The sequence below is a fragment of the Bremerella cremea genome, from assembly GCF_003335505.1.
GTDB classification, from domain to species: domain Bacteria; phylum Planctomycetota; class Planctomycetia; order Pirellulales; family Pirellulaceae; genus Bremerella; species Bremerella cremea_A.
In genome coordinates this window covers 129,837-152,448 of record NZ_QPEX01000019.1, presented here as the reverse complement: position 1 = coordinate 152,448, position 22,612 = coordinate 129,837, and the positions used below count along the sequence as shown (strand labels likewise).

Here is a 22,612-nt window from a genome sequence, read left to right as displayed (position 1 = left end):
GGTTCCAATACGAGATTAGGGAGTTTGCGCGTCACCGAAGAATGTTGCGTTTGGGCAACATGGTTGTTTTCCGGTTTCGTGCGGGAAACCTCTCCGAGAAGAGAGATGATGAGTGTCCTTGCTAATTAAAAACGTAGGTCACTTGTTTCCTGGAGGCGGGGAAAATCCTCTCTTTTGCGCGGAAAGTGTCTAGGTTAAGAGGATTCGTTTCGTGGAAAAAATTGGAATAGTTGGTGCGTCGTGCCGAGCAATGGCTGCATCTCTTTGCCGGAGCGGAGGTTCCGTCGAAACGGGCGATTTGTTCGCGGACTTCGATACGTGCCAACTCGCTCCAACCACGCGATTGCTGAAGTACCCTTGGTCCGCGATTTCCTGGCTGCGTGCTTCACCCGTAAATGCATGGTGCTATACCGGTGGCTTGGAAAATTACCCACGTTTGATTGGCCGGATGGCGGCAGTCCGCCCGTTGTTAGGGAACTCGCCTGATACGCTTCGCTACGTTCGCGATCCCTTCCATCTAGCTCGCCTCGCCGCCGAGAATGGTTTTCTTTTTCCCAAGTCGGCTAGCGTGCTCGACCATTCGTCGCGCGATCGCTGGCTGAGTAAACCATTTCGCTCTGCCGGAGGGCTGCAGATACAGCGTCACGTCCAAGAGCAAGAGCCAAGTCGATGTTCCTATTGGCAACAAGAATTAGAAGGCGTGCCCATGTCGTTAGCGGTGCTCTCCAACGCGCACGAGTGGAAGCTGATCGGGGTAAGCCAACTGCAAGTTGGGGCCAAGTACGATGCTCCGGGCGAGTTTGTTTTCGCGGGAGCAACTTCGGTTGCCTGGTCGGAACTAGGCTGCGAGGGAGAGTTGCGAGAGTTGATTACCATGATTCATGAAAGCGCCAACCTGGTTGGCTTATGGGGGATCGACTACATCCAGGCCGATCGTCCGGTGATGCTGGAAGTCAACCCGCGCTGGACAGCGACGATGCCTCTTTACGAACGTGTAACAGGTACAAGCCTCATGCCGTGGCATCTTATGGCCTGTCGCGAACACTCGTTGTGTGATTTCTCTCCTGTGCCTGGTAGATGTAGTGGTGTGCGGATTGTGTATGCCACGCAGGCGATTGTTTGGACAGATGATCATCGCGGACGTTTGGCGGAAGAATTCGCTCTTTCACGAGAGTCCAGCTTGGCGAAGCCAGTCGTTGCGGATATACCGACCCTAGGCACCCGAATCGAAGTTGGGCACCCGATCTGTTCGATCTACGCCGATGGGGCAACTGCGCACGACGTGGAAGCGCAAATTCAGCAACGCGTAAAGATTGTCCGAGGCTTGCTCGCTTAATAAATGCTCACTAGGGGAAGCTGGTGCCGCGGGTGTTTTTTTCAAGCTCCTGGAAGCTATTCAAAACAACGTGTCTCGGGACTGAGAACTATTAAGTACGGTTACTTTCTTTCGCTTTTGCGACAGCTAACGCAACTTCTTCTTCGGTTGGTTTCCAGTTTTTACCGGCTAATTGTGGTTGAAAATCTGGCTGCCCAGCGAGCTTCGCAATTTCTTTAACGGCGGCTAAGATCATCAATTCGTCAGAAGCGAACGCATCTGGTGAGATCGGTTCGCCCACAGTGATCGTGACTTGGGCAGGCATCAAAAAGGGACTAATCGGCGTGCCGTTGAATGGTGCCCCCTCAATGTAAACCGGCACAATGGGGACGCCTGCTCGACGGGCTAATAAGGCCGCGCCGGCACGAACTGGGAGCATAAACTCGTCCGTCATATTGATTCTGCCTTCCGGCAATACGCCGACCCATTGCCCTTGTTGCAACATGTTGACGGCTTCGCGAACCGAGGCATTGTCGATACCGCCACGACGCGTTGGAATCGCGCCGAACTCTTCCAGAAACCAGCCCATCACCTTGCGTTCGCAATACTCGCGAGCCACCATCCAGCGGACTCGCCGTTTGGCGGCACGATGAATAAAGAAGGGATCGGCGCTACTGCGGTGGTTAGCGATAATCACTCCTCCTTTGTTTCGGGCTAAGGGAAGTGCGGCCGGGGTCTTCGTTCGCCAGAGGAACTGCAATAAAATGAAAACAATACGATCGAGAATGAATTGGACTACGGTGTATTCTGTTCGCCGGATTTGTATCCCAACGACAACGGCGAAGAATAGAATGACAACGGCGATCCAACCCAGGACAAATAATACGTTCATAAGAGGGCCTGGCCGGTCAGCACGGACATCTTCCGAACTGCTGAAGCTTTAAGGCGAATTAAGGTTTAGAGAGTGCAAATTGGAATTGTTAGCGATACGCACGGGCATAGCACGTTTGCTCAAGCTGCCGCGTACGTTTTGGAATCTTTCTCAGTAGAACAAGTTTTGCACTGCGGCGATATTGGGAGCACTGGGATCGTCGATATTTTCTCGAAATGGCCTACGCATTACGTCTTTGGAAATACGGATGAGGCTCGAGAGGTGTTGCGTGAAGCGATCGAATCGTCAGGCGGGGTCTGCTACGGTACCATGGCCGACTTCGAATTAGACGGGCGGCGGATTGGTATGACCCATGGAGATGACGCCGTTTTGCTCACGCGAATGATTCGGTCGCATGAGTACGCGTTGGTTTGCTCGGGGCACACGCATCAGAAGTTGGCTCGCCAAGATGGCCCCACGGTCGTCTTGAACCCAGGGGCATTGTACCGAGCTACACCGCACACCATTGCAATTGTTGATTTAAAGACGATGCAACACGAAATTATTGCCGTGTAACGCACGCAATTGACGTGCGTTACCTAAGTTTGGTGCCTGAGCAAAAGCTAACTTGCCAGACGAGCGATGCGATTGACCGGAGTGAATCCACTCGTTTCCTGTTGCTTGTATTGCATCAGGTAGGCGTCTTCCGTGGTGTCTTCGTAGAAATCTCGTAATAGTGAGATCGCCTTGAAGTCGAGGTTACGGAAAAACTTCTGGGCGCCCAGGTTGGTTTCGCGTACTTCCAATAGAATCTGACGGCGACGCCGATGGGTTAGCTTCGAGACTAACTTGCCAATCATTTGGCGACCCACGCCTGCCAGACGCATGGATGGGGCAACTGCCAAGTTTAGCAGGTGCAAGCGAGTATTTAAGATCTCGTAGATCATGTAACCAGCGATGCGATCGTCGTGCTCTGCAACCATGCCAATGCAGTTGCGTTCGCGTAAGCACTTGACGAATTCTTCTTCCGACCAAGCATACTCGAAGCTAAGGCTTTCGATATCGAGAACCTCTTGCATATCGCGGCGAATCATCCAACGGATATGAACAGGCAGTGTTCGTTGACTGACTTGACTCATGCCGGACTCCTTCCGAATTAGCCAAAGCGGAAATAATTCGAGATCAATGACCGTCGTTACTGCGAGACCATCACGTCTTCGTAGATGGTTCACCGCTTCTCACGACTAGTTTTATATTCTCGGGCTGAAGAAGCGGTAAGTTATCAGAATCACCGATATGTGCCAAGTCGAAAGCTCGCGGCTTTACGCTGGTCTTTTTCTGGGCCATGCCTGTGATTTCAAGCGATGGGCCGTTCCCCTACGGAATTCTAGGGCTCTGCGAGATGCCTCGCTTGTTTTGACAATGCGGACATCCCTAAAAGTATTTCCGACGCTAGCAAGGGACTTCGTTAAGTTCGCCTTAGTAGAGCGCCAGTTCGCAAGGGAAGAGAGACCCAAGCCACAACGGCAATCAGCAGCAATCCAATGAAATTAGGGGGTAAGAACTGCCACCAGAATAAGCCAAGCAGGATTCCACAGATCTGCGGATTGCGCCCCATCCAATTCTGGACATATCGCCCCATGCCGTTAAGTATCGGCAGATTAACGAATAGCAGAACAATCGCCAGCAGCGCGACAAGGCTGCTCGTAATCATCGGCCAGAGAGAGCCACGATGAGAGATCTCTTCGCGTATCAGAATCGGTTGATTCGTGCTTTGTGGGGAGTAATAGGAAAAGTACTCGCTCGGTAGTTCGCCTGCTTTTGCTAAGGCGTTCGCAGCTATTGGTTGACTTGTTTTCCCGGAAACGGGCCAGGCCTCGACCTCAGCCGTGTTGCTGCCAAGCAACTCGGTAATCCTTTGATGCGTGTTCTCTGGGGTTTCGCCTTGGGATCTGAGGAGGTCTTGAAACTGCTTTAAAGCAGCGAATGCCTGTTCCATACGCAAGGTGTTCCAATGTTCCAACTCCTGCGAACTAATCGCGGTTTGTGTATCGCGCGACGCGTCTTTCATGGCGAAAGCGGTAGTTACCAGGTCTTGCAGCCACGAAAGTTGATCACTTTCTGGCAACGCATCGACATCCCAGTTCGGCGGTAGCGAGATTCGTAGCTTCTCTTCTGCCTCGGTCGGAAAGGCGAACATCGGGCGCGGAACGTTCTGCAACTGCTGGGCATCGCCAGAGTTTAGATGCGAACGAAACGCGAGTTCAACCACTTGTGGCAGACTGTTCGACTTGAGTGGCAAGATTGCTAATTGTGGCGAAGCGTGTTCCAGTTGCCATTGACGCTCGTAGTCGAGAGATGCTCCCAAGATTTCAAGCTCTGGCGATAAGTTGAATTCAATCAGGTTGTTGCCCTGGGGAACTACCGTAGCTTGAAGTACCCCAAATACATCGCCATGAGAATCAAGGTGGATCGTCGTTTCCAGCGAACTAACCACCGGCGGTCCGGTAGGATAAGTACGTTGGATAATCTCGCAGTCATATTCTGGCCGTGTGGCTTGCAGCAATTGGTAGGTGGGGGGCACGTTCGCGGTCAACCAAAGCCCTGCGACTGCGGTTCCCTTCAGTTCTTGCGAATTCCAAAGAACCTCTTGCTGATCAACTTGACGAGGTAAAGCGACCAGTTGTCTGATGTAAGGCTGTCCCACCAGACGCAGAGGAGAAAAGGAAATTCGTTTACCAGGGGTTGGCTCCAGGGTGCCACGCCAATCAAATTTCAGTGGGCCAGCGACCCGAGGGATCATTTGATAGACAATTGCCGATTGGTCGGGAAGTGGCCAAGTGGTAACCTCGAAGTCTTTAACCGAATTCAGGTCGATTGTAATATCAGGCGGAACAAGCCATTGTAGGTAGCCGACGCTTCCGCTGCGGATGTCAAGCTTGCCAATCCACTGCATTTTCCAAGCACCATCCACACGATTGACGATCGTAATGATATCGCCGCGAATGTTGATTTGATTGGGAAGGATTTGCCAACTGACCGATTGATTCGGATCGCTGACTTGCCAGTAGCCAACGGGGACGGTGTTAAAGTCACTGACGTCGATCGACTCTTCTTGAATCGGAATCAAATTGCCGCCGATCAAAGAACGCACCAGAACGGAGTGATCTCGTGAAAGTTGAATGCGACAGCTTTCGGTGTGGACTTCGCGAATCTGAATAGGCGAGAGAACAAGTTCATTTGGATCGGTTTCGAACCACTTACGACCTTGAATCGATAACTCTTGTAGCCCGGTAATATCGGAGAGCAGTAGCACGCCTAGTTCGCCAGAGACTGGATCGTAGTGCCATTGGATAGGACGCAGCAGGCCATCTACCAAATACTGCACCGAATCGACTTGGCAATTGGGAAGCATCTCGACAACATATTGATGCGGCTGCCCAGAATAGGTCTCGATTTGAGCTTTGATTTTAAAGTCGTATCCATCGGCATCTAGATCGACTTGATAGCGCAAGTCGGCATTGCCACGCGTGGCAATGGGGCGGGTCGAAATCAGCCAATTCAGTGGTTCAACGGTCGACACGCTATCCGCAAAACGGAAGTCAGGCACCGGTTCGTCCCATTCACGCAGAAACTCGTCCTGCGATAAGACATTGACCTTCGACTGGGCGTTGCTTTGAACTTGCAACTGCTTGGTGGCAGAGACCGCGACCCAGCGCCGTTGGAGCTTGCCATTAAGGATGCGTATGTTGGGGAAACGAAGTTGACCAACCTGTTGCGCCTCTTCCAGCGTGAACCTTAGCTCGATCTCGTTGTTGGGGGTTAGTCCTTCTAAAAGGTTGATCGAATAGATGCGTGACGAAGCGGCCACGTTGCTCGACTTGACCTCCGCCGTCCAAGCTAAGGATTGCTGCATGTTGAGGGTTAGTCGTGAGTCGACGCTTAGCAAAATCGGCCCCATTTGCTGGGGACGATTGGTCAGTTTGAGACGAATCCGTAATTGAACATCATCTTCTAGAAACTCGAGCAGGTCATACTCTTGAAACTCAAACGAGGTTTGCAGTGCCGGAGAGTTCCATTTCAAATCAAAACTCGACACCGGACCCAGGGGAATGGTTTGCCGCATGCTGGAAGGTTCGATAGCAATTTGGCGATCAGCAAACTCGATGACAGGCGAACCCATACGCATCGAGTCGGCGATGGTTACTGCTGTGCTGATGTCGGCAGGGGTTTCAACATGCAGGGATAGGGGAGAATCATTGAGGGAAGCCAGGGAAAGGGTGCTTTGAATCTCGATTGAATGCTGACCTGATTCCCTGAGTGGAATAATTAACTCGGAAGTTTCTGCGTCGAAAGCATTGATCAAAATGCTGTCGTTATGCAAAGCGGTGTCTATGCTGTCTCCCAGCTGGGAATCAAAAGGAATACGGACTTCTTGAGGAGACAAGCTGGCGCTTGTCGCGTAGATCTCGATATGCGTGGTTACCGTGATCTCGGAGGCGGCCGTCGTGGTGTCGAGCATGCCGATTTCGTATCGCATTCCTTCAACAATCGTACGAGGGAGCTCTTCATGCGATTGCCGAGACGCACCAACCAGCAACTCATAAAACGCTTGGGGGAGATAAGCCTGGCCGATCGGTTGGCGGTCTTTGTCAATTGGGATTAGGACGGGAAATGAAGTGGGCTTGGCCGCAGTGGTCGTCTCTTGAGCTTGTAGCAGCGAAGCACTCTCGAAGGCTAACCCCATAGTGACCGCTAGAATCAAGCTAATGGTCGTGATGGTAGAACGTGTTCCTCTGAGCGTAGAGCCGACAGGGGAATCGGTCTCGCTGCTCGGCGGTGGCAGAAGCAAGAAGCCTCCAATGCCTCCCAATGCAAGACCTAAGAACGCCGCAGATGAAATCGGAGAGAAGACGACCGGTAACCAGGGAGCGATGGCGACAAGTACAAGCAATAGAGCGGACAGCGTTTTCGTGGCTGTGGGAAAAAAACGCCAGCCAAGTAGTAGGCTCGTTAGAAAAGTAGCAATGCTTAGCACCAAGAGTGTCTCTTGGTGAACGAGCCAAATCGTCTTTCCTGACCAAGGATAAAGCCCCTTGTCGCCGTTCTTCTCGTTGGTCTCAGAAACAAAGAAGTTCGTTTGCCAGATGCCTGTCCACAAGCATTGTCGCAAGTGATCGCCAAAATGGCTCCAACGCATTGTCGGAAACACCATTAGCTGCAAGCGATTGCCCAATGCATAGTGATATTCATGCGTCGAGGTAGGAAACTGGGCCACCGCAAACTGGGGAGAAACGGTTTGCACAAAGCGATTGGGGCCGTCATCAATTGTGTAGTGGAGTTCCAGGTCAACCGCGGTCGAGGACTCGGGAAGCTCGACTTCGATCTGCCCGTCCCGATTCTGCCAATGAGACCAAGGGACACCTTGCCATTGAACCAAGCTAAGCGAGGCCCCTGCAGGAAGCGTGAAGCTGGCCAGCGTATCAGGGCGAGTCACGACCTGCCAAGTCGATTTCATTCTTCGCTGGCCGTTGTTTTCAATGCTAACGGCATGGCGGGCATTGGAAGCGAAGATTGGTGGCAGTGTTTCCGAGCTATGCCATTGGCAACTTACCAACCCATCAAGCGACTCCGCCAAACGGCGCAACTCAAGTGGGCGATACTCGAACTCTGTTTTCTGGTTGGAGGATCGTTCCGTGCTGGACGTAAGATAGATCTTGCGAAGCAGAACCGGGTCGGCTGTAATCTCGCAGGTCTGTGGAGCAATCAACGTTAGTGTACCGGTTTCTGCGAAGCTAACACCAAGTAACAGCGGTGCTTGAAAAGAGCCTTTTTGAAGAGGGAACTTGCCTTGCATGACAAGGGGAAGCTTGCTGTTCGAAGGAGGCTTCAGTTCGTAGATAAACGGCTGGTCGCGTTGGGATGGATCGTCGGTTGCCCCGGTTGTCACCGCAGTCCAGGGAACCGGCTGCAATTCAGGTGTGGTCCATTTTGTGTCTGCCGGCCAGCGCAACGTGGACGAGACAATCAAGGTTTCAGGGAGCAGCCCGGTGCCGACCAGGCGAATCTCTGCCATCGATTGGTGAGAGTTGTCCTGGATATGCGTTTGAATTTCGATGTCTGCTTTGTACGTGGCCCGTGTACGAGTGACCCGTAGCAAGTATTGCAGATCGGATTGCCCTTTAATCGCAAAGGCAGGCGTCTTCCACTGCGGCCCAAAGATCTCGTCTATTTCCGCAGGCACAGCGTCCCGTGCTTGTTGAGCGACCAGTCCTTCCGAGCGGAGTTGCAAGTCGAAACCGTTTTGTGGTTTGATCGAAATCCACTCTTGATTGCCCATGCCGGTGGGGAGGGCAAAAGGGCGAAAGTCTTCAAGCTTCAAATTGCCGAAATCGTTCTCTCGCGCACGGCGAAGTAGAATGCGAAAACTGCCTGCCTCTGGGGTATGCTCGATTCGCAAGATGCGTTGGCTATCACGTGTGGTTTCTTCCCAGCGTACATCCGACATGCTTCCTTGCTGGACAACGGACTCGGCATGCCAGCCAGGCATCAAACTGAGTTCGATATACTCAGTTGCATCGCCCCCATCGGTTACCTGAACGATGCTTTCGGATTGGAAGGTCAAGTCATCGACAGTTGACTTGTGCACCAGGATGAATTTCAGCTTCTGTTCAGGCCGAAACAGTTGCAAATCAATCTTGGCACTATTGTCAAAAAGGCGAAATTGTAGATTCGATCTTCCCAATGAGTTGTGTGGCAGGAACGCTACTTGTTGAGCATTCTTCAGCGTGCAATAGGAAAGATTGATCCCATCGTCGAGCTCGACAGCTACCGCGTGAGATTCTGTTGGCTGAGAAGCAACAAAGACGAGCGGTAAACTGATTTCCGAATAGTTTCCGATGGTTAGTGGAGTAACCCCTTCGATGACAACTTTGGCTGTCTCGCCCATCGTAAACAGGGACTGGGGCAGACGCAGAAGTTGGGACGTGGAGGAGGCGGTTTCTCGGTCTAGGTTTTCTATGACGTTGCCGTTGACCGACACGCGCGAGAGGACGAGATCGCTCGGGATTGTCAGGTCAAAAGGCCCTTGAGGGGGAGAATGCAGCGAAATCTTCGAGTTTACTTCGCAGGCATTGTTTTGCACGCGATACCGTGTCGATTGGGTAACGGTGGCCTCGTTGAGCTTGAAATCCCGATCGCTTGCCGTAAGCGAAAAGGATAATTTGCCTTGCCATTGGGGGCAGAAGTGCCAGGTCGTCATTGGCGAATCGGTCTCTTCCGCCACGACCGGCTGCTCGACTTGAATCCCTTCGTGCAAAATGATTTTGTAGCTTGCGGGAAGCGTTAGGTAAAAGTCAACCTGGGGAGCGAAAGCAAGTTGAAGATCGGCTTTCGTTTCATCCGCAGTTGGCATGGAAACATAATAAGACCAATCCACGTTGAACTGCGACCGAGCATCTCTGAGAAAGACGCCTCGCCGCTTTCCTGCTCCGCCGACCCAAAACGAACGCATCGCTTCAAGGCGTTCATTTTGCTCGTAGTAAAAAAGATTTGAGCCGGCGAGCGATACAAAACGAGATTGGTCTTCACTATCTGCCAGAATGAATTCAGCCGTACCTTGCAACGTTCTCCCTGCGAGCGTTGCGTGATAAATGATTTTCTCTGCCGGCATTGGCTGAGCGTGGTGATCTTGCTGCTGGGTATATTCCGTGACGAGTTTCTCGAAGTCTGCTAGTTTCATTTGCGGCGCGAACTCGAAGCCAGAACGGGGCCACTCTTGGGAACGGTTTTCAGGCACGTATACCCGTTGAAACTCAATAGCTTGCGATTCTTGCGGCTTGGCTTGTCCCCAAGTGGTCGCTGCAGCACAGGCCACCAGCAAGATCGAAAGAACGATCCGCCGCAGGTGGGTGACATGCTTCATGAGGTGGCGCGTGGTCATCGCGGTTGTCCGCTGGTCGGAACCGTCGCTGGCAACGAGGTTGTGGAAACGGCCGAATGGCCGGCAGAATTAGATACCGGCTGAACTGGCGCGGACGCTTGGCTATCGCTCGAGGAACGAGCGCGAACGGCCGACTTCACCGGTGCGCGATACGAGAACATGTGGTACAGCATGATCCCCAGAATCGCCAACATGATTCCAATCACCGACATTTGCCCGATGAGCACAGCAAAGTCAGGAAAGGCATACGCTAAGCCAGTGATCACGATCGCGGCGGCGCCAAAGACAACAAGGTGACGCGATTGAGGGACATAGAAAAGGAATAGCAAGCCCGCCAATGCGATACCAGAGAACAGCATCACCAAGTAGCTGGTCTTCGCGGCGGTGACGTGAACTTCTTGGATAGGGCCGATTGTGCTGTAAAGCGAGCGTTCCATCCCTTCCGGGAAGGAAGATTGCGAATGAATCTTCGCGAGTTGCTCTAGCTGTTTTTGATTCAAGCGAGGCAAGCGGCGATAGCGTCCTTGTTGCCAGATCCATTCCATTTCCTCAGACATTTTCGAGGCAGAAAGGACCAGCCAGTTGCCGGGAGAGACGACTTGCAAATAGCTATAGCCGGTTTCCTGACCAGGCTGACCGCTCCCCATCACGGCGTTAGCGATCTGGGGCGAATTGACCGTCATGGAAGTTTGGATGCCAGTCCCAGCCGGATACTTGTACCAAATTTCGAGTCGGTCTTCTCCCGTATCGCTGGGCTCGGTGACATTAAAGGTGATCTGGTTTTCCGCTTTGGTAAACTTTGTCTCGATGCCGTTCCAATAGACTTCGATGTAATCAACACCCTCCGGCATAGTGACGTTCAGCTTCGTGGCATTGGTGCGCAGCGCGTACGTGGCTCGATCGCGTCTTTCGTCGGAAGTTAACGCGACTTGTAGCCAATGAAAGTCAACGATTACGCGGTCGTCTGATTCAGGCGTAAGAAAGGGAGCGGAGAACTCGACTTGCTTGAACTGGTTGCCAGGAATCTGAACGGTGTTGGGTTGCAGGGCCGTACCAAAAGATTGCCAGTCTTCGGTCGGGGAGAGGACGTCTACTTCGTGAGGCGTTTGAAAGGTGAGTTCCAGCGGTTTGAAGTCGACCTCAATTTGATCGGATTTTAAGTCCTCTGGCTTCGGGGTTAGCAGGGATATTTGATACTGGCTCCGGTCTGCGTTCATCGTTTCAATGGGTGAGGTGTACTTCAGCTCGATTCGATAGGGAGGTGTGACGTCTCCGAGCGGATATTGCATCGTCCTGCCACTCGAAAGATCAACCAATTGACCGGCGATATTCACCCCGTTGATTTGAACGCTCATGACCTCGGAAACGTTAATTCCATCTGGCAAATTGAGAATGGCCTTCTCGCGCACACAATGGAACGGTTCGTAGAGCAACTCTTGCTTCACTTGCGATTGTGGGTTGCCCTCTTGAAGTTCCACCGAAGCTTTACTGGCAATGATCAAGCGTGGTACTACCGGCGACAGGCTTAGCCCCAGCTTTAGGTTTTCTTGCGAGGGAGATACCCTGAGCACAATCGTGCCACGTTCGCCTGATAATTCGCTTTCCTGGCTTTGGCTGCGATCCAACTGAAAGCCTTCGCTCAGCTCGGATTGATAGCGGATTTCGAGATTGTCGGTTGGGATCACCTTGACCGTGGCGGTTCCCCATGGTTCGGCGCGGGGAATGGGCCACGGCAGTTCGATGGTCGATGGATTCCGCATCGCATGATCAAGCCGGGCCCTAATATTCAAGGTGATCGTTCGGTACGGAGCAACCGACATCGTGTCGGCCCCTGTTTCGTTGGCGAGTGGCAAAACCAGTTGATCGCTATCACCGTCTAGCGGTTGCCATTGCGTATCGCCTTGCGTATCGACACCGTTGATCGTCCAGCCTTTCATGTCGATCACAAGGTCATCGTGATACGTGCGCGGTAAGCGATAGGTGAGACGTCCGACCAACTCCGAGTCTAGGTCGCCGACACGAAGTTCATATTCCGATTTAACCCGGGCAGTCGATTGGATAGGCTGTGTATTAACGATTAACGTGGCCGGTTGATGGTCGTACAAATACGAGGCGCGAATGTTGGGGATTTCGCCGTTTCGAATCGTTTGTTCTCGCATCGAAGATGGTGTGTCCCACATCACGTGTACGTTGTTGGCCGCCACGATGTTAAGCACCCCCTCTTGAAACTCGCTCCCAATCACATCGAATTGACCGATCGAAAAACGGCGTTTACCTCGTTCGCCAGGAACGAGCTCGGTTTGTCGAGTGGTAATCGAAACGGTGACGGGCCCTTTGGTCGGTTCGGCTAGTTCTACTAATAGGCGGTTTCCAAATCGTTGTCCTTGATTATCCAGCGGACGTATGGTGTAACCGGACGGCTGCATTGTTGGAGGAACATATTCGGCATTGTCGTCGATTTGAACTTCGAACGAATCGAATTCAATCGTCTTGCTAGAAACCACAAGACTGGCCTCGGTGGTGACGGTCGTTTCGACATCCACAGAAGCTCGCAGTACTCCGTTAACCTGCAACTGAACCGAGCGTTCGATCATGGCTTGCTCGTCAAAACGCCAGTGCAAGCCCAACGGACCACCCGCATATTCCAGCAGTTGCCTGCTATGTTCAGGCGGAAGGGGCTCGGTTAGCGATTTAACGACCATGCTGCCATGGTGCGAGAATATTGCACCGGCACGAGGAATATCGAGTTTCACAAGACATTTGGTGTCGGCAGGCAAGTTGGTGTCTAAAGCAATTTCGTCTCCACGAGACGACAACGCAACCAACGCAGTAGCCTCGATCGTGATGGGATTGCGTTTCAGAGGAGCGAGGGGAGCATCCGCTTGGGCGGGGACTTCGCACCAGAGGAAATAGCCATCCTGCAGCGAGTTTTCGCTGGGGGGATCAATAAAACATTGGATCTCTGGTGTCGTGACGATTTCAGAGCGAAAAACGGCGTCACGCAAGCCTAAAGGAATTCGGATCCATCCGCTGGCACGGGGAAGAATTTCGTAGGTAGCATGAATCAGGGCTTTGTCCCCGTCGATGGTAATGTCCGCAGTTACCCCTTCAAACGAATACTTGGGCAATCCTTTGGGGATACGAGGCATGTAGACTTCGTTAAACCACTTGCGGAACGCCTCGGCGGGGAAATCGAGCACGCGTTCGAGCGGAGCGCCTTCGGTGATCACACCGTCTTTGACGGGGAGGAGGAAAATAGGGAGTTCCCGTTCCTCGACACGAAGAGGCATTGGGCCTTGAGCCTGAATCGGCGAAGCAGTGCAAGCGGCAAGCAAAATGAAACCCAAGACGCGCACCCAGCTACTGAGGCTGTGCCTTGGCAGTGCGGAACGGAGTTCGCGGCACGCGACATTCATGGAGTCAGGGAATTTCTGCTGAACGAGGAGTCGGATAAGTCGCCCAAAGATGAGAAGGCGATTGCCAAGTGCGAGTAATGCGGTTGAGCGGCCGGCTCCCGAAATTGCGAATAGCGACTTCTTGCAGAGGGAGCCGAATCACATTCTTTCACGCTATATTCTCGCCACGTGGCGTTGTCATTCCAGTTTATTTAGTCGAGCTCGTTGCCTGCGATTGGTTAACGATACCGACCTACGAAAACTACGAAAAAAATTCCAGTTGCACCAATTATAGCACCCACAACTCCTGGGATAGCCCTTACAGGGGCAATTCTCGCACTCTCGTTTAGAAACTAGTGATTTGGTCCTGGATGGCTGCTTGTAGCTCGGGCGTACACGTTGCCACGATCTTGGGCCGTTGGATATCGAAAGCTTCCTGGCCGTAACCTTGGACAATTCCGCCAGCTTCTTGCACTAGAATCACCCCTGCGGCAACATCCCAAGGCTTGTTCGAGCCTGCCCAATAACCATCGAGGCAGCCTGAGGCCACATAGGCCAAGTTGAGGGCTGCCGAGCCTAGTCGGCGAATTCCGCGAGATTGAGTCAGAATGTTGACAAAATCCTTGATTTCAGGAGAACCCTTCTGAATGCTGGCCGCGAAGCTAGCGGCAATGAGAGCTTCGTCTAAGGACCGCGCGGAGCTGACCTCGATTCTCTCGTCGTTTAGATAGGCCCCTTGGCCTTTTTCGGCTTTAAAGCAGCGATCGAAGACAGGATCGTAAACAACGCCGGCTATTATGGTTCCGGCTTTTGCCAGGCCGATGGAAACCGAATAATTCGGCAAACCATGCACATAGTTGGTGGTGCCATCTAAGGGGTCGACGATCCAGCAAAATGGACTGCCGGTAGAGCGGGACACGCCTGCGGGACCTTCTTCTCCAAGGAACTCGAAGTCTGGGAAGTCGCTCAGCAGGATCTCTTCGATTGCCTTCTGGGCAGCCACATCGGCATCAGTGACCAAGTCAGCTCGTCCTTTCTCACGAACCTGAAACTTTCCCCTCCATTGGAGGAGCACTTCGCCGGCAGCACGGGCTGCCTTTTCGCAACTTGTTAAGTAAGAAGACATTAAGTTTCTTTCCTGGCAGGTTAAACGTCGAGGCAAAACCGATCTGAAGGCCGTTTCTACCATGTTTTTGATAATCGAGGAACTTGTTCAATTGAAGGGGATTTCCTGTTTAATTTGAAGTGAATTACTAGGCTTTCGGATTGCAAAAAACTTGCAAAATTCTTGTGGACACCTTTCCGTTTTTTGGTATCATCTACTACATCATCCCTGGAACAGCGGTTTAAAGTTTTTCATACCGCATCGCAATTTTACAATTTCGGTGCAACACATCGGCCTCTTCTCTGTTCCGGCCCCGTCGACTTGCCTTGGTGAGCGACGGGGTTTTTTTATTTCTTGCTGGGGTTTTCGTTTCTTGTGGATTGGCGAAAATCATATCCATGAGCAACTCGATCTGGATCTCTGATTACGACGTCATTCATCGCTGTGCGATCGATGACTTTCAACTTTCGGTGGCAGCGTTCCCCAATAAGATGGTCGCCAAGTTCCTTTCTCAGCCAAGGAATTGGGAGGTCGCCCAGTGGGAACTTGCTTCGATAGGCCCTCGTACCGATTTCTATGTTCGGGGGGACGACTTGGTCGAGACTTACACTTCGGACGAGAGCCAGCTTTCGACCGAAATCTATAACCGGATTTTGCCGGAACGAGATGGGATTGAATTGATCCTTTCCCGCCAGACGGCGCTGTTGGACTCTGATCCTGGTTTGCCACTCCGCTTCCGCTTCGACGATGCCAACTCGATCAGCACCATGAATGCCGAAGGGGGTTGGAATCCGCCTGGACTGGGGCCTTTGGATCGAGTGGAGCTTGATGGCCCGATGGCGGTCGTGGTTGGCTGCTTAGATGCCGTACAATACGGTCTGTTCGTATACCCTGGCGACTGCGAAAAGATGCAGGTTCGGCGGACCAATGAAGAAACGGTGGTAGTGACTTTGCCACTGTTTACTGCCCATTTGGAAAAAGGAGTCATCCGTCGTTCGCGTATCCAGTTAGTACGCGCGGAGGGGAAAAAAGCGATGCAGCAATTGGCTGATAGGTATCATGCCTTCTGTGCCTCCGAAGTACCGTTGACGACGTGAGCTAGTGTGGTGGAACCTAACGAGAATCCGTTTGCTTCTCCCGTCGAGGTTTCACGGTCCGAGCATCGTATCTTTCAAGCCCACCAGCGCGAGGTTGTTGCTAAAGAGATCTTTCAGGCCACGATTGCTGCGATTCTTTCCATCTTGTTGGGCTTGTTGACGGTTGCATTCGTTGCCTTTGCCAGCCTTTTGAGTGGGGGAGGAGCGGTGATCGTCTTGGTCATCATGCTGTTGATGACGCTGAGTTGTATTGCCACAACCATCAATCACTGGCATCGGGCCAATCGCGCTAAAGAGTGTTTTCCATTGGTGATTGATGAAGGGGGAGTTCAAGCGAAGTTCGAGGATGGTGGGACTTGGAACTTGCGGACGATTCCCTGGAATCAAATTACGAATATCCGCTTTGCCCCACGTGATCGCATGGTGGTAACGACCACTACCGGAAGCGAATCGATCGCCGATTTGCGTCTCTTAGGGGGAGGTCGTTGGAAGCCGCTCAAGGCAACACTGGCGTTCTATTCCGACTGGATGGCGCCAGAAAGTGACTGATGCATCAGAGAATCCGTTTCAATCTCCCCAAGGTTGCGATCCTAAAGTAGCACGCTGGCAGCGTGCCGGCGCCGCCAGTAAAGGCGAACATGAGATACTGCTGGGCAGCACGGTCGCAAGCGGACTTCGTTATGTGATGTATTGTTTTATGGCGATTTCTGCCACACTTGGAATTGCTTTTGTTGGCTTGGCTGAGATGGGGATTTACCTGGTCGGCATAAAGACGATTACTTGGGCTGTAATTGCTTTTGTGATCGTTGCAGCGACTTTTTATTTTGCGGCGAATTATGCTCAAGTTTATGCGCCGCTATCGCTTAATTCTTATGGCATATGCGGCCATTTTGCCGTCGATCGGCAAAAGATTGAAATGGAAATCCCGTGGAGAGAGCTCGTTTCGTATGAGTTGGATTACCAGGGGTATCTTTGCTTGCAAGATAAGGATGGCGAGAACTATTCGATCTTTGTGAATTGGTTGCCACACTACGAGCGAGAGCAGTTGCTGGCCTATTGTCAAAAGCAAATGGATCGCCCAGCGTAAGTCCACCGTCAGCAGGCAGACGTCGAAAGATTGGAAAAATGCCTGCCCTACACGGGTAAGGGGCAATAAGAGTATCCTGGTTATTGGAAGTTGCCGGGTTATGATTCGGCGAAGTGTTTGAGAATATCGGAGTTGAAATGAGTGATTTGCCGAATTGTCCGGAATGTGGTTCTGAGTTTACCTACGAAGATCGAGATCTTTTCGTTTGCCCATCATGCGGTCATGAATGGAGCAAACTGGCGGCTGAAGAGAATGCTGACGCTGCGGTCATCAAAGATGCCAATGGCAATCCGCTGCAAGACGGCGACACCGTGACGGTGATAAAAGACCTGAAGGTGAAAGGTTCGTCGTTGGTGGTTAAGGTGGGCACGAAGGTGAAGAATATTCGTCTGGTCGACGGCGATCACGATATCGACTGCAAAATCGACGGCATCGGTGCGATGCAGCTAAAGTCGGAATACGTCAAAAAGGTGTAAGCTAAGGCCCCAATTACGTGCAGCGTTAGAAACCACGATTCTAAGTCGCTTCGCGGGTAACCGCGCATGAAAACGCCCCCGGGCTCTGGGCGAGCACCGGGGGCGCGGTCAACTCTTGGGTTGTGGTCTGGAAGTTGGGTGTTGGTCGCCTAAACGGCGACCGCCTCCAGTTCTTCCATCTCTTTGGCCAGCCGCTTACGGGCAACGTGCAACCGACGCTTGATCGTTCCGATCGGAGCCTCGAATTCGTCGCTCATTTCCCGCAAGGAATGTCCGTCGACGTAGAAGGCCTGGAGTGTATCCCGGTCCATCTCGCCGAGTCGGCTGATTCCGACGGCCAGGTTATCGCGGCGCTCAACTTCTAAAATCGCGTGCAGCGGAGTCGCGTTTTCTACACAAACGGCAGCCAACGCTTCCGGCTCGGTTGCGAAGTCATTGGGCCGACGAACTGCCCGGTTAATAGCCATCCGAGCCGCGATCGAACGCAGCCAGCCTGGGAAAGCAGCCGGTTCACGCAACTGGCCTAGCTTTTCCATAGCCTGGATGAAGACGTCCTGGCTCAATTCCTGGGCTTCCCAGTAGTGACGCAACCGCTTCAAAGCAATTGCAAACACCACCGGCTGGAAGATTTCTACCAACTGGCCAAATGCATCGCGGTCACCCGTTTGGGCCTGTGCGACTAAGTCGACAATTCGGTCACGATCATCGTTGTACGAGTTTCCGTTCATCATAGTTTCCAGACGTATATATCAAGGCAGTTCTGGCTAAATCAGTGCAGGGAGTCGCAGACAGACGTCTATGCACACGGCAAAAGGAACCCAGCGGTCGAGTCGGAAAACTTGCGATGAAGCAATAGCGCAACAAAGCAAGACAACTCGGTCACTCTTGGGCCTAGCGTCTCAGAAGCGTTCGCAAATTGTGCGGGACCGGTTGGTCCTTAGCTTCTGGGTATCCGGCCCAGCGATTCCTCATTTTGGAATCGCATGGAGAGCGACATAGGCATGCCGGTACTTGATAGACCGCCGCCTAGACATCGCAGAGCAAGACATGGCACCAAACAATCGGACGGTTTTAACGTGGTTGGTTTAAACCACGTCTGCCCATATTGCGTTTGCCATGTATGGCCGTAGAGGCGCAAACCGGTGGCGGATGCACTGCGAATAACATCAACGACGACCGCATTAACACGGGCGACGACGGCGGCGATATTGGCGCGAATGTTGATGATGTTGGAACGCATTGTTACATCCTCCTACGCGATTGTGCGCAGTGAGAGAACTATGAAGTAGAAGTTGGAATCCGCACACCTTCCAAGTGTGTGGATTATTGAATCTTAAATCGCCAAGTGACCCTCGGCAACAACAAAGATTCTCCCAGCGTGCGATTCAAAAAACCGTCAGCAAGGATATAGGGCTAGATGCCGTTGCCCAAAGAAAGGTTCGTCTGGCAGACGAAAAAACATTGAAAATCATTCCAACTGTTTTAAATGGAATGCCTGTGATGTGCTGTAAGTGATATACAGATAACATCTTACGGCAAAATAGGGGGTGGCGGAGTTTTCGCCAGTTTTTCAGTGTGAACTTGTGAATTGAAAATTTGGTAGGCAGCACATTTTAACCCTGGCCAATACGGCTGCAATTTCACCTTTGCAGCCGTAAGTGTTTGTGGCATTGAGGGTTAAGTTATTTGCCTACGTTGAAGATGGTCTCGACATTGCCGCGCAGAAGCTGTGTGCCGAGTTCGATGGCCGATTCTTCCGACCAATTTCGATCGATCACGAAGTTTTCAGCTAGGACTTTGGCCAAAATTCGCTTGTACATGGCGAACTTCGGCAGGGCGAACTCCATTTTGTACATGTCGCTGTAGTAGCCAATTTGCTTGGTTCGGGGAATGGCTTCTAGTCGGGCTGCACAATCTTGTTGGATGTAGGTGGGCGTGTTGCTGTACCACCAATGCCCATTGGCGACCACGTTGGGGAAGATCCACGAGTAGCTGACCAATTCCTGGTTCGTAACGCTGGCTAAGACCGAAATGGGGAACGTTACATCCGGGAACGCGTTCAGGAGGTCTTTGTACTGGATCAGCGAAACCCGGCTGTCATACAAGTCTTGGCCTTGGTAGACGCCTGCGGGAAAGACCTTGCGGTTCACGCCAATCATCAAGTCGAACGGTAGCTTGAAGGTGCGGCAGTTCTCGGCCAGGGTCCAGAAAATGAAGTTGCTCACGGCTCGCTGGTCTGCTTCGTCGGCACTACTTCCTTTGGAAAGCACGCTGGCCAGCGCCGTTTCGGCGCGAGCATCGGAAACCTGAACTGGGGCAAAGCAGGGGGGAAGGGAAATCGCGCAAGCCTTCGCCCCTTTGCTCGTGAAATGATCGAACAATTTACCGATTGCTATTCGCGCCGAGGCAACATTGGTAATTTCGGTATTGGTTGCTTCAAATAAGCGGACTTTGGTCCGAGGGTTGGTCAAATGAAAGACCAAGTCGTCCGTGCGCAGGCAGGGAATGTATTTCGACGTGTCAAAGCCTTCTAACGGGTCGTCAAAATCGTTGGTTAGGAAGACCGATTCCAGGCGGCTTTTCTCGAAGACGGTTTCTGTCCAGTTGCCAGCGGACATTTTGGCTTCGGCGGTATCGTAAAGCTTTTCCCAATTGTTGGCATCGACGGAATCCCCATCGAAGTCCAACAGCTTTTGGGCCATCTCGATGAACCAACTATATTGAATCGTATTGGTGATCGGGCCGAAGTTTTCGATCAAGCGGCCGACCTTCTCCTTACCGCTGATCCCTTCCTCTTCGATTCGCTCTTTCGACATGCCAGCGGAATGTGACAGCTCTGTATAATAGTGGTAACCCAGAATGTCGGCCAAAGTATGCGAAGAGGGGTCGAGCGCGTTGATGTGCGTGTGCGGGTCGATCAGCACAAGTTGGTCAAGTTGGTCAAAGAGGCGTTTTCGGAGTTCGATCGACATGGGCAGAGTCTGCCTGGGGAAAGGGGTTCAAAGTGTTTGAGAATGGGGCCTCTTTGGTATACCAGATACCTTTTCGAAATGCAGCAGGATGGGGGCGTATCTTAGCCGATTATGCCTTACAAAACGCCTAAAATCACTGAGTAACCGCGAAATCCCTTCTCGTTGTGGAGTCGTCTAAGAAATGGTTTCAGATAACCCGTTTGCAGAACAGATTAATCCGTTTGCCTCGCCAGAATCGACAGTTCAAACCCGTAAAGAAAAATCGGGGGAATACGTAATTGTCGCGAAGAGAATTCACGGCGGGAAAGTCATTACGCTACCGTACCTATGCATCCGCTGTGGCGAGAAAGTAAGTGAGGAAAAAGGAATTGCCTATCGAATGGAGAAGAAGCTTTCTTGGATTCATCCTGCCACCTTATTATTGATCTTGGTTGCGTGGCCTATTTTTCTTCTGGTTGCGTTATTGGTGCGAAAAAAATGTAGCGTTACCTATTCGATATGTCCTGAGTGCAAAGCCCGGCGACGCTGGCTTTGGCTTTACTTTGCTCTGCTTTTGGTGAGCGTTGCTTGCCTAATCATGCTGGCTATTACATTTGAGACTCCCTGGCCTATGCTGGGCGTTTTGGGAGCTGTCATCGGCCTGGCGGTGGTGCTCTCCAAAATCAACAGCGTTTTATTGATCGCTTGGTACAGTAAAGAGATCTTTCAGTTGAAGGGAGCAGGCCCGGCATTCTTAGAGCGGGCACAATCTGTTCAATCGCAAGAGCCCTACTACACGGCCGTCCTGGCCGAAGATGGCCGGACGGCGTAGGGCTTTCCTATTGGTAGGAACCTAGCCTTAGAGCGAACCCGAATCGCGGTAAGGAATCGGTTGGCCACCGCGTCCGATATAGACTTGGTAAAGCTGGGTGAAGAAATTCCACTGCGCAATCATCACGATACCGGCGGCTGGAATCATGCCGATGCAGAGGGCAACCAGGCCAACGAGCATCACAAACCAGCTGATGATGCTTAAGAGAATCGCACCCACGATTTGCTCGACCCACATCTTGGAAATAAAGTCTTTGATCCAAGCAAAGTCAAATGCGGCGGTAAAACTGCACTGCAAGCCAGCTCGGAGCATAAGGGGAATCGCTGCGAGACTGGCTATGATTCCGAGCACAAAACAGAAAACGAAAAAGAGGATTGTTCCTAGTGCGCCCAATACATCGCTGCCAGAATGCTGAAGCGCCCCCATGATAAATGCAAGGACAAAAAAGATCGGTAAAAGGCAAAGCCCGAAGACGATTGCCACAAGAAACATCCAAAACCCACGAATTAGATATTCGCCAAACTTGTTAAAGTCGAAATCTGGATAAGTGTTTGTTTGCCCTGTCGATTTTGCGTGTAATAAAGTTAGGCCGTAGCCGGTCACAATAATTCCGCCAATAAATAAGAGATAGTTCCCGATTAAAGCCACTAAGCCCAAGATCAGAACGTTGAAAAACCAATTCGAGTTTTCAAAGACTTTGCCGTAGGTTTCTAGGTAATCCACAGAGGATCGAGGTTGGACCGAGCCGTCACTGCCAGGGCTATAATCGCTGTGAATATCTTCGGGTGATGCAAACGGATTGTCAGACGACATTGGCAATTACCTTTGGTTGGTGGTTCGTTGGGAATTATTCGCCAAATGAATTGCTGGTCTTATGAGTTAGCAGCCAATCGTATATTTCTCGATTGGCATACGTTGCAGACCAGCTATCGTGCCGCACATTGTCGTAAATGGTTAGTGTGGCGTCACTGCCAATCTTGGTTAACTCGTCAATTATTTCCTGACTTCTAATCAACGGTACAATATCATCGTCGCGTCCGTGAAATGCCCAGACGGGAATGCTCTGCAAGGCCACAGCCTGCGAGAGATTGGTTCCACCGCAAATGGGAACGATCGCGGCGAATAACTTGGGATAGGTAGCCGCAAGTTGCCACGTTCCGTAGCCTCCCATGCTCATGCCGGTGACGTACATACGCTCGGGATCGATCGGGTAGTCAGCAGACACTTGTTCCACCAGTTTAGCTAAGCCAATCAAGTTTTGTGGCATGGTCCACCACTGATCGAATGGACACTGAGGAGCGATGACCACAAAGGGAAAGTCTTCACCCTGTTCGATTAATTTGGGAGGGCCATGCTTGCAGACCAGGGATAAATTGTTTCCCCGTTCGCCTGCTCCGTGCAGAAAAAGCAGTAGCGGCAAGCGTGATGTTGGTGGTGCATCTGGCGGCAGATAGCACCAGTAGGAAAACGATCGTTGATTGCCATCCGTGCCAGTCCACGTGAACCGCTGAGTTGCTTGCCGCTTTTTATCTGCTGGCATG

17 protein-coding genes are annotated in these 22,612 nt (G+C 51.9%); 7 read left to right on the top strand and 10 right to left on the bottom strand.

The window, feature by feature from the left end; genetic code table 11:
• Positions 1-250: 250 nt before the first annotated feature.
• Positions 251-1,336, top strand: a complete 1,086-nt coding sequence (locus tag DTL42_RS10875) for an ATP-grasp domain-containing protein (RefSeq protein ID WP_114368746.1) — start codon at positions 251-253, stop codon at positions 1,334-1,336.
• A 91-nt stretch (positions 1,337-1,427) separates the two neighbouring features.
• Here the strand turns inward: DTL42_RS10875 and DTL42_RS10870 are convergent, their stop codons facing one another.
• A complete protein-coding gene (locus DTL42_RS10870; protein ID WP_114368745.1) occupies positions 1,428-2,207 on the bottom strand; it encodes a lysophospholipid acyltransferase family protein in 780 nt (259 codons plus the stop codon).
• Positions 2,208-2,279: 72 nt separating this feature from the next.
• Here DTL42_RS10870 and DTL42_RS10865 point away from each other — a divergent pair, with 72 nt between their 5' ends.
• Complete coding sequence (locus tag DTL42_RS10865; RefSeq protein ID WP_114368744.1) at positions 2,280-2,762, top strand: YfcE family phosphodiesterase; 483 nt, start codon at positions 2,280-2,282, stop codon at positions 2,760-2,762.
• Positions 2,763-2,809: 47 nt separating this feature from the next.
• Here the strand turns inward: DTL42_RS10865 and rimI are convergent, their stop codons facing one another.
• The 4 genes from rimI to DTL42_RS10845 form a co-directional block, all read right to left on the bottom strand.
• Complete coding sequence (rimI, locus tag DTL42_RS10860; RefSeq protein WP_234824165.1) at positions 2,810-3,325, bottom strand: ribosomal protein S18-alanine N-acetyltransferase; 516 nt, start codon at positions 3,323-3,325, stop codon at positions 2,810-2,812.
• A gap of 329 nt (positions 3,326-3,654) precedes the next feature.
• Positions 3,655-10,128 (bottom strand): hypothetical protein, encoded by a 6,474-nt coding sequence (locus tag DTL42_RS10855; RefSeq protein WP_114368743.1) that lies wholly within the window; start codon positions 10,126-10,128, stop codon positions 3,655-3,657.
• The gene (locus DTL42_RS10850; protein WP_147274244.1) at positions 10,125-13,418 is read right to left on the bottom strand and encodes a hypothetical protein; all 3,294 of its coding nucleotides are present in this window, start codon (positions 13,416-13,418) and stop codon (positions 10,125-10,127) included. The genes DTL42_RS10855 and DTL42_RS10850 overlap by 4 nt, the downstream gene beginning before the upstream one ends.
• Positions 13,419-13,869: 451 nt before the next feature.
• Complete coding sequence (locus tag DTL42_RS10845) at positions 13,870-14,649, bottom strand: inositol monophosphatase family protein (protein WP_114368741.1); 780 nt, start codon at positions 14,647-14,649, stop codon at positions 13,870-13,872.
• A 377-nt stretch (positions 14,650-15,026) separates the two neighbouring features.
• Between DTL42_RS10845 and DTL42_RS10840 the strand changes: the two genes are divergently transcribed.
• The 4 genes from DTL42_RS10840 to DTL42_RS10825 all read left to right on the top strand — a co-directional run bounded on the left by DTL42_RS10840 (position 15,027) and on the right by DTL42_RS10825 (position 17,288).
• Positions 15,027-15,725, top strand: coding sequence for a hypothetical protein (locus DTL42_RS10840; RefSeq protein WP_114368740.1), 699 nt, complete (start codon positions 15,027-15,029; stop codon positions 15,723-15,725).
• Positions 15,726-15,731: 6 nt separating this feature from the next.
• The gene (locus tag DTL42_RS10835) at positions 15,732-16,274 is read left to right on the top strand and encodes a hypothetical protein (protein ID WP_147274243.1); all 543 of its coding nucleotides are present in this window, start codon (positions 15,732-15,734) and stop codon (positions 16,272-16,274) included.
• A complete protein-coding gene (locus DTL42_RS10830; protein ID WP_114368738.1) occupies positions 16,267-16,812 on the top strand; it encodes a hypothetical protein in 546 nt (181 codons plus the stop codon). The genes DTL42_RS10835 and DTL42_RS10830 overlap by 8 nt, the downstream gene beginning before the upstream one ends.
• Before the next feature lie 137 nt (positions 16,813-16,949).
• Positions 16,950-17,288, top strand: coding sequence for a zinc ribbon domain-containing protein YjdM (locus DTL42_RS10825; RefSeq protein WP_114368737.1), 339 nt, complete (start codon positions 16,950-16,952; stop codon positions 17,286-17,288).
• A 149-nt stretch (positions 17,289-17,437) separates the two neighbouring features.
• On the opposite strand, the gene DTL42_RS10820 is transcribed toward DTL42_RS10825, so the two are convergent.
• From DTL42_RS10820 to DTL42_RS10815, 3 genes are all read right to left on the bottom strand, one after another.
• Complete coding sequence (locus tag DTL42_RS10820) at positions 17,438-18,019, bottom strand: RNA polymerase sigma factor (RefSeq protein ID WP_234824164.1); 582 nt, start codon at positions 18,017-18,019, stop codon at positions 17,438-17,440.
• Positions 18,020-18,225: 206 nt separating this feature from the next.
• Positions 18,226-18,528 (bottom strand): hypothetical protein, encoded by a 303-nt coding sequence (locus DTL42_RS25995; RefSeq protein WP_147274242.1) that lies wholly within the window; start codon positions 18,526-18,528, stop codon positions 18,226-18,228.
• A 442-nt stretch (positions 18,529-18,970) separates the two neighbouring features.
• Positions 18,971-20,260 carry a glucuronate isomerase gene (locus DTL42_RS10815; RefSeq protein WP_114368735.1) on the bottom strand — a complete coding sequence of 430 codons (1,290 nt, stop codon included), beginning with the start codon at positions 20,258-20,260 and terminating at the stop codon, positions 18,971-18,973.
• 181 nt (positions 20,261-20,441) lie between these two features.
• On the opposite strand from DTL42_RS10815, the gene DTL42_RS10810 reads away from it, so the two are divergent.
• Entirely contained in the window at positions 20,442-21,071 is a 630-nt protein-coding gene (locus DTL42_RS10810; protein ID WP_114368734.1) for a hypothetical protein, read from the top strand.
• Positions 21,072-21,098: 27 nt separating this feature from the next.
• Here the strand turns inward: DTL42_RS10810 and DTL42_RS10805 are convergent, their stop codons facing one another.
• Both DTL42_RS10805 and DTL42_RS10800 read right to left on the bottom strand, forming a co-directional pair.
• The gene (locus tag DTL42_RS10805) at positions 21,099-21,884 is read right to left on the bottom strand and encodes a DUF4013 domain-containing protein (protein WP_114368733.1); all 786 of its coding nucleotides are present in this window, start codon (positions 21,882-21,884) and stop codon (positions 21,099-21,101) included.
• Positions 21,885-21,918: 34 nt separating this feature from the next.
• Entirely contained in the window at positions 21,919-22,611 is a 693-nt protein-coding gene (locus tag DTL42_RS10800) for a prolyl oligopeptidase family serine peptidase (RefSeq protein ID WP_158545321.1), read from the bottom strand.
• Position 22,612: the final 1 nt, after the last annotated feature.

What these genes read in the sequence shown, in the direction of transcription:
- DTL42_RS10855 (WP_114368743.1), bottom strand. Translation starts at nt 10,128, where the DNA reads ATGACCACGCGCCACCTCATGAAGCATGTCACCCACCTGCGGCGGATC.
- DTL42_RS10840 (WP_114368740.1), top strand. Translation starts at nt 15,027, where the DNA reads ATGAGCAACTCGATCTGGATCTCTGATTACGACGTCATTCATCGCTGT.
- DTL42_RS10845 (WP_114368741.1), bottom strand. Translation starts at nt 14,649, where the DNA reads ATGTCTTCTTACTTAACAAGTTGCGAAAAGGCAGCCCGTGCTGCCGGC.
- DTL42_RS10850 (WP_147274244.1), bottom strand. Translation starts at nt 13,418, where the DNA reads ATGCCTCTTCGTGTCGAGGAACGGGAACTCCCTATTTTCCTCCTCCCC.
- DTL42_RS10825 (WP_114368737.1), top strand. Translation starts at nt 16,950, where the DNA reads ATGAGTGATTTGCCGAATTGTCCGGAATGTGGTTCTGAGTTTACCTAC.
- DTL42_RS10805 (WP_114368733.1), bottom strand. Translation starts at nt 21,884, where the DNA reads ATGTCGTCTGACAATCCGTTTGCATCACCCGAAGATATTCACAGCGAT.
- DTL42_RS10870 (WP_114368745.1), bottom strand. Translation starts at nt 2,207, where the DNA reads ATGAACGTATTATTTGTCCTGGGTTGGATCGCCGTTGTCATTCTATTC.
- DTL42_RS10815 (WP_114368735.1), bottom strand. Translation starts at nt 20,260, where the DNA reads ATGTCGATCGAACTCCGAAAACGCCTCTTTGACCAACTTGACCAACTT.
- DTL42_RS10875 (WP_114368746.1), top strand. Translation starts at nt 251, where the DNA reads ATGGCTGCATCTCTTTGCCGGAGCGGAGGTTCCGTCGAAACGGGCGAT.
- DTL42_RS10820 (WP_234824164.1), bottom strand. Translation starts at nt 18,019, where the DNA reads ATGATGAACGGAAACTCGTACAACGATGATCGTGACCGAATTGTCGAC.
- rimI (WP_234824165.1), bottom strand. Translation starts at nt 3,325, where the DNA reads ATGAGTCAAGTCAGTCAACGAACACTGCCTGTTCATATCCGTTGGATG.
- DTL42_RS10800 (WP_158545321.1), bottom strand. Translation starts at nt 22,611, where the DNA reads ATGCCAGCAGATAAAAAGCGGCAAGCAACTCAGCGGTTCACGTGGACT.
- DTL42_RS10810 (WP_114368734.1), top strand. Translation starts at nt 20,442, where the DNA reads ATGGTTTCAGATAACCCGTTTGCAGAACAGATTAATCCGTTTGCCTCG.
- DTL42_RS25995 (WP_147274242.1), bottom strand. Translation starts at nt 18,528, where the DNA reads ATGCGTTCCAACATCATCAACATTCGCGCCAATATCGCCGCCGTCGTC.